Annotated in this window: 7 protein-coding genes; 4 read left to right on the top strand and 3 right to left on the bottom strand. The window is 39.1% G+C overall.

Annotation, left to right across the window (positions count from 1 at the left end; genetic code table 11):
* Nucleotides 1-30: 30 nt before the first annotated feature.
* Entirely contained in the window at nucleotides 31-564 is a 534-nt protein-coding gene (locus BFP71_RS14025) for a HEAT repeat domain-containing protein (RefSeq protein ID WP_069836082.1), read from the bottom strand.
* Nucleotides 565-704: 140 nt separating this feature from the next.
* On the opposite strand from BFP71_RS14025, the gene BFP71_RS14020 reads away from it, so the two are divergent.
* Nucleotides 705-2,384 (top strand): serine hydrolase domain-containing protein, encoded by a 1,680-nt coding sequence (locus BFP71_RS14020; protein WP_069836081.1) that lies wholly within the window; start codon nucleotides 705-707, stop codon nucleotides 2,382-2,384.
* Nucleotides 2,385-2,771: 387 nt separating this feature from the next.
* Nucleotides 2,772-3,191, top strand: a complete 420-nt coding sequence (locus tag BFP71_RS14015) for a hypothetical protein (RefSeq protein ID WP_141719770.1) — start codon at nucleotides 2,772-2,774, stop codon at nucleotides 3,189-3,191.
* Nucleotides 3,192-3,242: 51 nt separating this feature from the next.
* On the opposite strand, the gene BFP71_RS14010 is transcribed toward BFP71_RS14015, so the two are convergent.
* Complete coding sequence (locus BFP71_RS14010; protein ID WP_069836079.1) at nucleotides 3,243-3,695, bottom strand: cold-shock protein; 453 nt, start codon at nucleotides 3,693-3,695, stop codon at nucleotides 3,243-3,245.
* A gap of 328 nt (nucleotides 3,696-4,023) precedes the next feature.
* On the opposite strand from BFP71_RS14010, the gene BFP71_RS14005 reads away from it, so the two are divergent.
* Both BFP71_RS14005 and BFP71_RS14000 read left to right on the top strand, forming a co-directional pair.
* The gene (locus BFP71_RS14005; protein ID WP_069836078.1) at nucleotides 4,024-4,365 is read left to right on the top strand and encodes a PadR family transcriptional regulator; all 342 of its coding nucleotides are present in this window, start codon (nucleotides 4,024-4,026) and stop codon (nucleotides 4,363-4,365) included.
* A 28-nt stretch (nucleotides 4,366-4,393) separates the two neighbouring features.
* Entirely contained in the window at nucleotides 4,394-7,033 is a 2,640-nt protein-coding gene (locus BFP71_RS14000; protein ID WP_088125040.1) for an FtsX-like permease family protein, read from the top strand.
* Nucleotides 7,034-7,050: 17 nt separating this feature from the next.
* Here the strand turns inward: BFP71_RS14000 and BFP71_RS13995 are convergent, their stop codons facing one another.
* Complete coding sequence (locus BFP71_RS13995; protein WP_176723371.1) at nucleotides 7,051-12,735, bottom strand: Calx-beta domain-containing protein; 5,685 nt, start codon at nucleotides 12,733-12,735, stop codon at nucleotides 7,051-7,053.
* Nucleotides 12,736-13,150 lie beyond the last annotated feature (415 nt).

Below are 13,150 nucleotides of genomic sequence, written 5' to 3'. Positions count from 1 at the left end.
CATTCACTTGACATTTCTGCAAGTGTTGTTTTATGGCTGGGGCTGTTCAGCATCAAGATAGTCTTGTAGTTCACGTAACCGCTGCTCTACTTCGGCCTTCTTTATGTCGAAGACCTCATCCTGTTTGACATTATTGCTGTAATGCAACCAATGTTTCTTGGCTTTTTTGATGACACGAGCGGAAATATCGAATTCTTGATAATCCAGTAAATTCTCGGCGACTCTGGATACCTTAAACGAGCCAAAGAGATAGAGTTTGAATACGCTGACATAGTAATGACTGATATCATAGCTTTGCAGCGTAGAAACCAAATCACCTTTAATATCTTGGTTGTCTTGATGTTCGATCGCTTCCCACAAGGCAGCCAACGCCTCGTCATTATTGGACATTCCCGCTAAAGTTTTGGCTGCAATAAATCGATTCTCTGAATTTTCATGCTTCAAAAGATCAATCATTGCTCCCAGCACTTCTTGACCACCTGCTTTGACTAAGATATTTGAAGCCTCTAGACTTTCTTCGTCTACTTCATTAGAAAGTTTAGCAATTGCCTGTTCAACAGTCATAGTTAGTCTTGATTAATTCTTACTAATCTATGGAATTTGACTGGCTAACAGAGCCTATGGATTTATAAATCCGAAGCACGGAATTATAGGTATAAACTATTGGGTGCAAATGCGAAGATATTTTCGCTGAAAATGCCGACATGAAAAATCCGATCAAAATATCCGTACTTCTCCTATTCTGGACTTTATCAGCGTTTAGTCAAACTGAATCACAAATAGATTCGATCTTCTCCAACTGGGCTAATAATCCTAATACTCCGGGTGGATCGGCCGTTATTATTCATAAAGGTGAAGTCATATATAACAAAGCTTTTGGCCTCGCTAATATTGCCGAAAATCGCCCTAACACTACAAATACTGCTTTTCAACTGGCTGGAATGTCTAAGCAATTCACAGCATTTGCTACGTTTCTTTTAGCCGATAGAGGCGAAATAAAATTAACGGATGACATTCGAAAGTACCTCCCTGAGATGAGAGTTTATGATCACACGATCACTATCAATCACTTGTTATCTTCAACTAGTGGCTTGAATGATGTTTGGACTCTAAAATCATTAATGGGTTGGCGTCCGCAGGATCATTTTACCCACAGCGATGCTCTGCGTATTATTTCTGCGCAGAAAGATTTAGGGTTTATTCCTGGAGACGATCATTCAAATACTCAAACCGAAACTGTTCTTTTAGCTGAAATAGTAGCTAGGGTGTCAGGATTAAGTTTTGCTGAATTCTGTAATCAAGAGATTTTCGACCCGTTAGGCATGGATAATACTTTTGTTTTGGATACTATCGGCATGGTTATTCCCGATATGGCTACTTCCTATCAGCAGGTTGAAAATGGCTATAGTGAAGTTCAAAACGTTGATACGTTTATTGGTGCCATCAATGTATTTTCTTCTAGTACAGATTTGAGCTTATGGGAACTCAACATGCTTGATCCGAAAATAGGTAGCAAGGCCATATTCGATCAAATGAATAGCGCTGCTGTTATGAATAATGGTCAAACGATAGACCCGCCTCTTGGACGACATACCTTGGGGCAACAATTTCTCCATAAGGAAAGGGGAATTTTGAATATATATCAAACAGGGTCTATTGGTGGATACACTAGTTCAATATTCAAGTTTATCGATGATGAGTTCACAATTATTGTTCTCAGTAATGCTGGTGAGCCTTATACTGGCTATTTAGGCATGTTCACCTGCTATTTATTCCTCAAAGATTCCTTTTTAAACCCTGCAGAAATTGCCTTTGATGTACTAGAAACACTCGATTTATCTGAGCAAGAGCTTTCTTCCTATACTGGTGCGTATTGGGACAAACTTGGAGTCGTGGGTAGAGACATCAGCCTGATTAATGATACGCTTAGATATGTCAGGTCGGCAGAGAATTCAACAGCTTTGCTTCCTATAGCGCCGCATACTTTTCAAATGATGAGTGGTGGAGATGAAGCGATCATCTTTCGGTTTAATGTAGAGAATGAACAAAAGTCTATTGATTTAATGATCGGTGATAGTGCCCCTATTCTTTTGGAGGCATATGAACCAGTAGATGATCGAGAGGATTATTTGCATTCATTTAAAGGAACGTTTGTCTGTGAAGAACTGAATACTACTTACGAGTTCCTTGAAATTGATGGCCAACTGGTTGCTCAAAGTATACGCAATGGCAATGTTTCTTTCACACCCGTAAGTCAAAATCTTTTCGAAGGGTCTACTTGGGCTTTTGGATCTATTAAGTTTGAATTAAATGAGTCAGGACAAGTAACTGGTTTCCATTTATTTACCGACTATATTAGAGATTTATGGTTTAAGAAGGTTTAATCTATTTCTGGCCGACTGGAATATACGATCGGCTGCATTATTCAACTGTATTTTGGTGGAAATCAATTCAATCCTACACGACAAAAGCAGTTCTAGTGCTTGATCTTCAAACGTAATTCATCTTAATGGATGGATTACATAATGGAGATATAAGTAAAGTGTGCAAAACAAATGGCTTCCAAGGCCAAGTTATCTATTGGTTTTCATAACTTGCAGCTTGAACAAGGCAAAACGGTTAAATTTCAGATACCGCAATTCTCAAAGGTAATCGGGGCTTGTTCTTACAATCAATAGTTAATTTACTCAAGGTATTACTTGATATAGGGTCTGTGTTAACCCTGAACTTAAACTAAAACTAACACAGCCTTAAATACCAAAAACTAATTTATGCGATACGATACACTACAGACCAGTGCCTTTTATCCTTTGTGGAAAAAATACCGTCCTGTCATGTTAAAACTTATGGTGGATGCCGATAATGAGGCACAGCAATACCAGATGTCGAAACATGAGTTTACTGACCTTGCTCCAAAGAAAAACATTGTTTATTCATTCAAATTAGAAATGTTTCAAGGCGCTCCATTGGTAGCTCCAAAGACTTCTTTAGTGGCTCAGGATTTTATCGCTGTAATCAAACAATCCGCTAAGGCTAATGAGTTAATGCAGACTGCCACTTACGCTTTCGAGCTAGATAAGCAGTTTAATCTGAATGTTTCGATTTCTGAAAGAGTAGCACAGGAGGAGGATTCTTCAGAGGCAACCGAAGAATCTGAAAGCCCTGAAAACGAAAAAAGTACCGAAGAATAGTCTCCGGTACTTTAACCACATTGGAATGTGTGTCGTTATTTTTTAAAGGAATTATCGAATTACACGTACAGAAACGGCATTCATTCCCTTCATACCTTTTTCAAGTAAAAAACCAACCTTATCCCCTTCTTGTACAGGTTCAGTCAATCCATTGACGTGGACGAAGAATCTCTCTTGCGTACCATCTTGGTTGATAAAACCATAGCCTTTGGATTCGTTGAAGAATGAAACTTTCCCTCTTCGTTCGGCAGTCATATCTTCTTTTTCCTGCTTAGGAACCCCTATTTCAATACTTGAGGCTTTAATTTCTTTCTTTTTTGCTAGAGGATCTGGCGGAGTATCGGTGATGTTACCGAATTCATCTACATAGGCCATCATTTCGTCTAGCCCACCACCTGAGGCATTCGCTCTACGTTCCTCTTTTTTCATTTCTTTTTCTTTGCGCTTTTGCAAACGCTTTTTTTCTCTTTCTTTCTTTTGGAACGTGTTCTGCGATCTTGCCATTAATTAAATAAATGTTTTGGGTTTGTTTTTATAAAGGTAGCCAAAATGAGGCGATCCTCTCTTCTTTTCGGCTGAAAGATTTATAAAATCTATCAAAATCTAATTCCTATTTCCACTTTTGGCCCTGGTCGATATCTAGATATTAGTCTTTAATAATTTTCACTAATCCCCTTCCCAACCTGTCCGATTATAATTTATAAAGTGTACAAAGCCGAACGTATCTGTAGAACTGGTGATAGCCAAAACAGCCTATATAACAGGTAATTAATGATTACTGATTTTGGCAAAGCATTTGTTATACAGAAATAGATGTAATAAAATTTAGCTTATGAGAAGAAGTGATTTAGGCGAATTTGAAGAACTAGTTTTACTCAGTGTGGCGGTACTTACGCCTTCTGCTTACAGCGTGGCAGTAGCAGAACACTTGGAATTACAAACTGGCAAAACAATCACCACAGGTGCCGTTCACTCAGCCCTACAGCGACTTGAGAAAAAAGGTTATCTCGAATCTGCCATGGGAGAAGCTTCTAAAGCGCGTGGCGGAAGACGTAAACGATTGTTTACGGTTACTATGCTCGGCAGTAAAATGCTTCATAGTGTAAAAGACATTAGAGATAACCTTTGGAGCAGCATGGGACCTCAATCACTCCCTAACCTAAGTACTAATTAAAGATCATCAACTCAAACAACGCTATTCCATGAAAAACACGCCTCCTAAGTGGATGGATCGCATTATAGAATGGATTTGTCCAGATCATTTGTTAGAGGAAGTTATCGGTGATTTACACGAACGCTATTTATCATCAGAGAATCCTAAGGCTCAATTTCGCGCAAATGGGCGATATTTTAGAGAAGTACTCTACTACGCTAGAGTTACTGCATTTCGACGAAAAAATAAATCAAAACCATCTACCTATTTCTATACTATGCTCAACCATTATCTACTCACAGCACGTCGTAATTTATTTAGGAATAAAGCATTTTCATTTATTAATGTAATGGGCCTTGCTCTAGGCATCACTTCTTTTTTACTCATTATGCTTTGGGTTAATGATGAGCGGAGCATCGATAATTTCCATGAAAATCAGAAAAACCTGTACAGCCTGTACGTCACCAAAGAGTTGCAGGGTGAAGTAACTGGCAATTACTACATCAGTGAGTACGAATTCTACAACGACTTTGCTAATAACCCCCGAACTTTTGCTGATGAACTAAAGCCTGTCTTCCCTGAAATCAAATACATTAGTTCGTATGCTACTACATATGAATTGCCTTGGGGCTACCCTACTACCTTTAGGATAGGTGATGTATCCCATAAGCTCAAAGGAGCCATTGCTGGAGGTGATTTCTTTAAAATGTTTTCATATGATATCATTATTGGTGATGGCGAAAATGCTTTAACCGAAATCAATAGCGTAGTGATTTCTGAATATATGGCCTCACTGTATTTCGATTCACCACAAGAGGCGATCGGCCAAACGATTCGCTATGAAAACACACGTGATCTAATTATTAAGGCTGTTTTCAAAAATGTAGATGCCAAAAGCTCATTGAAATTTGATTATCTGATCAGCTGGGAGAATTTAAAGGATAACACAGGAGTTACTTCTGATAACAAATGGCCAACTTTTATTCAGTTAAAGGAAAATGTAAATCCAATTGAGTTTGAGAAAAAACTAGCTAAATACCATGAGCCATTTTATAATGAAAACTTCGGAAAACTTACTCTTGGCATTCAGCCCTATGGAGATCGGTATTTAAAGTCTGGTTTTGAAAACGGAAAACCTGTTAAGGGCAGAATAGAGTACGTGAGAATTTTTAGTGGTGTGGCCGTATTTATTCTAATTATTGCCTGCATCAATTTCACAAACCTAACCACGGCAAGGTCACTCAAACGCGCCAAAGAAGTTGGTGTTCGCAAAGTAATCGGTTCAACCAAATCCTATTTAATGGGTCAGTTTTTAGGGGAATCCATATTTCTAACTACGATTGCGACAGGATTGTCTTTAGTGGCTGTCAATTTGGTGCTTCCAGCGTTCAATGCATTTACTGATAAGGCTATGTATTTACCTTTTGACAGTCTTAAGGGTTGGTTATTTATTTTCGGCCTTATTTTGACTGCGGGTTTTCTATCGGGCTGTTATCCCGCACTTTTTCTCTCTTCGCTCAAGCCTTCCAAGGTGCTAAAAGGGTTGACTCGGTTTACTCGTTCTGCCCAGCTGTTAAGAAAAGGCTTAGCCGTATTCCAGTTTAGCCTGTCAATCCTACTTTTGATAGCCACATTAGTCGTATCAAAACAAACCAGTTATATCAAAAACGCGAACCTTGGGTACGACAAAGAAAATGTCATTTATGTACGTGTAGAGGGTGATTTAGTAGAAAAATATAAGATTTTTAAACAGGCGCTATTGACAAAACCTGGAATAGCCATGGTAGATAGAAGCAGTGAGGCACCACATGATATGGGTTTTGAAATTGCAGGCCCGTTTATTTGGGAAGGCATGGAAGAAGGAAGGCAAATGAGCTTTAAACCCACTTCTGTCGGCTATGATTTTTTAAAAATGATGAACCTTGAAGTTGTTGACGGTCGTGGTTTTGATAAAAATGTCCCTACTGATTCGGCTGCTTTTATGATTAATGAAACTGCGCTTGCCGAAATGGGTTTAGAGAGTCCTTTAGGCAAAAGAATTTCGGCCTGGGACAAGCAAGGACGCATTATCGGGATTCTTAAAGACTATCATACGCACTCTTTACATGAACCTATTAAACCATTGATAGTGGATGTGAAGGAGGATTTAACCTTTGGGATTATCATGATTAAATCCTTACCTGGGCAAACTACTACGGCGTTAAGGAGCTTGGAGGAGGTTTCTGCTGAAATAAACCCTAACTACCCGCTGAACTATCAGTTCATGGATTTGGAGTACGCTGCGCTTTATAAAAACGAGCAAGTCATCAGTAGTCTTTCCAATGTATTTGCAGTTTTAGCCATTTTGATCTCTTGTCTTGGGTTATTAGGACTGGCTATGTTTTCTGCTGAACAACGAATCAAAGAAATCGGTATTAGAAAAGTACTCGGTGCATCTGTTTCCAGCATTATAGGGTTATTCTCCAAAGACTTTATCCAGTTGGTTGGTTTATCATTTATCATCGCTATGCCTATCTCGCTTTATCTGATGCAGGAATGGCTTGCTAGTTTTGCCTACCGCATAGCACTGTCTTGGTGGATTTTTGCTTTAACGGGTGTTTTAGCCCTTTTGATTGCTTTCGGAACCGTGGCTTATCAAACTTTTAAAGCGGCTAAAACTAATCCTATCGATAACCTTAGGGTTGAGTAACTGAAGCTACGAAAATATCATTTGATCAGAACCTTAAAGCGTTTAACCTCGCCTTTTGTTCCTCTTATTAACATGAAGTTCACTCCCTTGGATAGCTTATGCGTGTTGATTCGAATGATATTTTGACCAGTGATTACAGCGGCCGAATAATTGAATAATGATCTGCCCATCACATCTACAATCTGGATATTATAGTTATCCGCTGTAGATGAGTTCACTTTGAGTTCAAGGGTTTCTCCTAGGTTTACTGGGTTTGGTGCCAGAACAAATTCACTTTCTTGATATTGCTTTTCTAGGGTAAGACTTACGATTTGTGAGTATTCGAAAGAGCCGTCTAAATCAAATTGCTTTAGGCGGTAGTAATTTATACCATTTATTGGATTTAAATCCATCAAAGAGTATTCATTTATCTCTCCGCTTTCTCCTTTACTTTGTACAATACCAACTACTTCAAACGCTGTTCCGTTATGACTCCGCTCTACCTGAAAGTGACTATTATGAAATTCAGCGGCAGTTTTCCAGTCTAGCATCACGCGATTACCATTCACTATCTGACCCTCGAAACTAATCAACTCTACCGGCAATGGTGTGTCATTTACATCTGCTGTTGCCAATGTGAAGTAATCTCCATCGTTAATAGCATTTACGCCCTCAAACTTATAGATATTATCACCTTCACTTACAGCATTAGAAATACTCGTAGCACCGTCACTAAATACACCGTCACTATCTACCAGTAATACTAAATCGGCCGCATCTACCTCTCCTAATCCCGTTAAATCAAAGCTAATATCTATGGCACCAACATCACCAACTTCGAAAATATCATCTGGACTTGTATCCCTAAGCTCTGATACTCGCCACTTCCTTTCGAACCTTATGGCAACACCAGCTGGTACATCGTTAGTTGACTCATGAAGGTCTATGCCATCATGGGCCCAGACTAAAAAATCTCCATTGTCTAAAGCTTGTGGATTATTGATTCTTACCATACCTGTTCCTTGACTATCGATATGGTAATCGTCATCACTGACTTTTCCAATGCCAGCTATATCAAAGACGAAATTTTCACCATCAGCCGTACCATGTTCATAAAGCTTAAGGGTTGGTGTTATTCCATATTTAATTTCTAAATAAACCCTCAATAAGTCTTGCTGAGCTGTATTGACGCCTTTATTGAAAGCGACAAACTCTAAAAAATCACCCGAATAATAATTGCTATAAACTGGACTATCTCCTTGATTATATCTGGAAGCTAATACAAAATTAGGTGCATCTTCAGTGGTGGGTCTATCAAAGCTTGCGTAAGTTGAATTTGATATGGTACCAATAGCACCACCTCTATTAGCTAACACCGAATACGATAAGTCTCTCTCCTTCCAGATATATTCATTTATTATAAAAGCGTCATATCTTTCATTATTAAGTACAGGAATATATTGACCGTATAGATCGAACCCGCGTTCAATACCTGGGCCAGCAGTTTTGAAATAGTCGATCTCATGCTCATTTCCAAATGAATACATAGAGGCGTTAACTGGAGTTGTAGAGGCATCCCTACTCACATGAAAAAAGGAAAAACTCTGTGAGTTAAAGTTAAGAAAACCGCTACTTTCTAAATAATTGTTAGCCGTCGCAGAAAATTGAACTGCCGGCCAACCATTGGCAGCATCCTCGATAAACTTTGGCTGCAAACTTACGGTACCTTGCGTCAAATCATTTCCATTTCCAGAGTCATCTGGCCATGCACTAACAAGACCCTGATCTTCAACTAATCCAATTAATGCTTCTGGTTTGAGCCAAAGTGCCATGGTATTTGTATTGCCTATGCCCCCTGGGCCTGAGTATCCAATCTTATCATCCAGAATGGTATAAGTATAAGTAGGAACAGTTCCAATAATAACGTCTTCTGATGATAGGCTGACGGAAAACGTCTCGTCAAGTTCATCTAAGGTGTCTTCTGAAATACTTACTGAAATGGTAGCTTCTGAGGCTCCAGCCGTAATTGTTAGCGTACCATCTGCGAGTTGAAAATCAACTCCTTGAGTTGCAGTGCCCCCCAGATCGACGGTGTAAGCGATCTCCACATCATCAGATACCGTTTGATCGAGTTTTACCGTTATTTCTAATTCGGTGACACTTTCTGAACCTTCCGCAGTACTCACTTCAAATTCAGCAATTGGCAAAGTGGCGCCTATTGTAAAAAAGGACCCATCTTGTATATCTTCAACTCCAGAAAAACGAATAACACCATTTCCGTCATCTATGCCATTGCTTATTTGAGTAGCTCCACTGGCAAAAGTGCCATCGTCATCAATTAACAGGTACAAATCGCTGACGGGGATGGTCCCAATTTCACTGATATCAAAACTTATATCAATAGCTCCAACGTCCACACTAGCACTAGCATTATCTTCATCCGGCGCAATGGTTTTCTCAATACTTGACCAAGTACGGGCTAATCTTTTATTGATTCCCGAGGGCAAATCAGTTGTTTCAAATGCCATTAGGTCACCATCATGTCCCCAAAGAAAGAATTCATTATCATTCAAATCTTGTGCATTGTTTATTCGAACTATGCCCGTTCCTTGTGCATCTAAATGCTTAGATAGATCAGAGGTGCGACCAATTCCAGCTAAATCAATTCCATAATTACTCCTGTAAACCCACTCGTCTCCTTCCCAATTACGATGTTTTGCAATCTGATAGTTGAGTAAAATATGCCGTTGAGCGTCATTGAGGTAAACATTATAAATGATCGCCTCCAAATATCCACTATCAAAAAAACCGAGATTATCATCAATATTGAGTTCTGCAGGAATGAGAACACCATCAACAACCTCTTGAGCAGACGCTCCGAATCTTGCTCCAAGCACATAATTTCCGCCTGCAGTTAAATCAGTGACATTTGACAGATTTTCGAATTCTTCATTTATTATTTTATTTCCAGTAATGGGCTCTTGGGAATTCGTACGAGTCAGTGTTAAAAGGTTGGTGATTCTATTATAGGCAAAGGCAGTATTATTATCCTGAAAACCAGGAAATATCGACAAGTTCTCGACTATGATACCATTAATTGAAATATCGACCGGATCGAGAAATTCGTCCACAACATAAAATTCAATCTCGTTGCTTGTTGCACTAGATCCGTATGAAAAATAAGGCACTATACTCGGTGTATAACCAGTAGTATTCAATATAGTATAACTATGCGTAGGGAAATCTGTAAAGTTTAGCTTAAGCATCCGATCATTTACTCCATCAAATTCAATTCTTGGTCGATTGTTCCTGGATTCTTCTGCTGTTCTAAATATTGGTTGAAAATCAGTATTACTTTGTGTTAGGTCGTTGCCGTTTCCTGAGGCATCTGGCCAAACGCTGACTCTATCCCCCCCTTCCAAGTTTAGATCTTCTGCACGGGCCCACAAGACAAGTGTTGTGGCATCGCCAACTCCTCCTGGACCAGTATAACCCAGCGGAGAATCGGTAATGGTATAGGTAAACTCACTTTGTCCTCCTAAGGAGAGGCTTGAACTGCCAGATAGTGCAATGATTATTGTTTCATCAGGTTCAACCAAGGCATCTTTATACACGCTAAAGGTGATAGTACCCGTTGTTGATCCCGCTGGTATAGTAATGGCACCATCTATTAAATCATGATCGGTATCATCTGCCGTGCTGCTTCCAGAAACTACATAGTCTATTTCAGAATCAGCTGGTATACTTTCAGAGAGGGAGATTTCAACTGTCACAATCTCGTCATCTTCTCCCCCAGTAGCTGAGGATGAAGTGAAATTCATATAGATATTCGAATCGTCATTAAGAATGGTATATGTGTATTCCACTGGTTGCGAGTTGCTCAAATTGGCACCAATAGGGTTAGAAAGTCGTACCACGATAGTTTCATCATTCTCAAATAAGAAATCTGAATTAACGGTAAAACTAATTGCCCCTTGTGTTTCTCCAGTGTTAAAGGTTAAAGTACCTTCGTTGAATGTATAATCGCTGTTTATAGTAGCCGTACCACCTATTACACTATAGTCTATACTGGTATTCGAATTTGCATTCGCTAAACTGAGGGTAACTGGAATGGTTACGTTTGCCACATCTTCATTGCCACTGGCAGCGCCTGTACCAAAGTAGATTTTTCTATCATCATCATTATCCAATATAGTTACCTCAAGGCTAGCATTAGTCCCTATCGTGAGTCCATCAGGTACGTTTTCTAATAATAAATTAAATATTTCGTCTGCTTCTACAAGTTGATCATCAGTGATGGTAATCGTTAATTCTGCAGTGGTATTCCCAGCTACAATGGTCAACTGGTTTTGTGGTAAAGAAAAATCATCAACTACAATTGCACTCCCATTAGCTGAACTCAACCCTATCAGAACATCCTCGGTCAGTGGTTGGCTAATTTCAATATCAATGGTTAAATCATTTCCCTCAAAAATATTGGCTTGCGTGACGGTAAATTGTACAGTATTTGGGATAACTAGAGACACAAATTCACCAGCTGTCAGGTTTACTTCGTTTACTCCGTAAATTGTGCCACTCATGAGGGTTAGGTCATATGTGACCCCATCCGTAAAGTCCTCATTTGTGGATACTATAAGCTGGTAATTTTCATAACCATTGGGTAATTGTGGGAGTTGGCTCACATCAATTTCAATGTTTACGTTACCCACTTCTCCGCTTTCATCTACTTGCCACGCTCTTGCTATTCGATAACTAAAAGTTGCATCAGATTCACTAACCCAATTCAGAACATCTTCATTATTATGTCCAAATAATAAGAATTCATTGTCATTGAGGTCAGTGGCGGAATTTACGCTAATGATACTATCAGACATAGCTTCGTTATGTACATTATTAGCATTTACTCTACCAATACCTGCTACATCATATCCGTAACTTCCCTGATAGTCATAATAGTCATTGCTTATACTAAGGCTATACTTGGCCGCTAGATAATTCTCGACTATAATTAGCTGGGCATCATTGAGATAAGTGTTATAGAGGATCACCTCTGCAAAATCTCCTTGGTGTGTTTGACTTGAGGAATAACCATCGTCTATGCTATCTTGCTCACCGGCAAGGGCCAAAGTTCCACCAGTGGTAATGGCTGACGCTGCCACTGTCCCATTAAAAGCTGAAGTTACTCCTCCATTTGCAAAGATAGAGAGCTGATCATCGCTATCTCTCCACCTTATATCCACCAAATTAAATTGGCCATTACTAACATTAACATTTGTCTCCAAGTTGGCTGAGGCTCTGTGAAACTTCAAGTTTTCGCTATTGAAAATTAGAAATCCATTACTATCCGCCCCGGTACCATATGAGTAAGATAAAATACCATCTCCATTATCTGAAGTCTTATTAACATAAATTGCGGTGATCGCGCTGGTAGGAAAAGTATTAAATACACTTTTAACTAACCTATCATGATTTCCACTAAATCTAACCACGGGTAGACCATTGATAACATTTGTTATATAATCCGGTAGTGTCGCATTCGTAGAGCCAGATTTAGATAAGTGATTACCATTTCCTGAGAAATCGTACCATAACTTCAATTCTGAGCCGTTTAGCACATTTGAGATACCATCGGCATTAACCCACAATACATTCGTAGACATGTCACCAACGCCACCGGGGCCAGTTTGCCCAAACAGGATGAACTGTGCTTTGAACAAAATCAAACAAATAATTATTCTCCTCAATTGTTGGGTATTCTGCCTGAAGTAGCCCGAAGACAAATGAATTGTCAGCGTCTTTTTCAGACCGTTTCACATAAACACTCATAATTATTCGCCAGCCACTATCAGGTTTTAACACCCTATTTTATTTCAAAAAAATGCTAGACCCTCTGTCTAGACTTGATCAATATTTTAGTTTTTATCCCTTCACCATTTGTTACAAACTATACTGCTTAGTTGGAAAATTGCTCATGCCTTATTAAAATCAGTATTTTGTACTATGCGTCTTTAAGAATTTTAAAAAGAGCTTCGTCCTATACCTAAGTGATAAGCAAAACCAGTTTAAACGGGCTTTTTATCAAAAAATAGTTTTGGGTAAGGTTTATAGTACAGTTGCAAGTAGCAAATCCGCCTGGTT

Source organism: Roseivirga misakiensis, assembly GCF_001747105.1.
GTDB lineage: Bacteria > Bacteroidota > Bacteroidia > Cytophagales > Cyclobacteriaceae > Roseivirga > Roseivirga misakiensis.
Note: the sequence above shows the minus strand (reverse complement) of the source record. Positions and strands in the feature narration are given on the sequence as shown.

Excerpts from the sequence above, each read along its gene's own strand:
- BFP71_RS14015 (WP_141719770.1), top strand. The coding sequence starts at position 2,772 with ATGCGATACGATACACTACAGACCAGTGCCTTTTATCCTTTGTGGAAA.
- BFP71_RS14025 (WP_069836082.1), bottom strand. The coding sequence starts at position 564 with ATGACTGTTGAACAGGCAATTGCTAAACTTTCTAATGAAGTAGACGAA.
- BFP71_RS14000 (WP_088125040.1), top strand. The coding sequence starts at position 4,394 with ATGAAAAACACGCCTCCTAAGTGGATGGATCGCATTATAGAATGGATT.
- BFP71_RS14020 (WP_069836081.1), top strand. The coding sequence starts at position 705 with ATGAAAAATCCGATCAAAATATCCGTACTTCTCCTATTCTGGACTTTA.
- BFP71_RS14005 (WP_069836078.1), top strand. The coding sequence starts at position 4,024 with ATGAGAAGAAGTGATTTAGGCGAATTTGAAGAACTAGTTTTACTCAGT.
- BFP71_RS14010 (WP_069836079.1), bottom strand. The coding sequence starts at position 3,695 with ATGGCAAGATCGCAGAACACGTTCCAAAAGAAAGAAAGAGAAAAAAAG.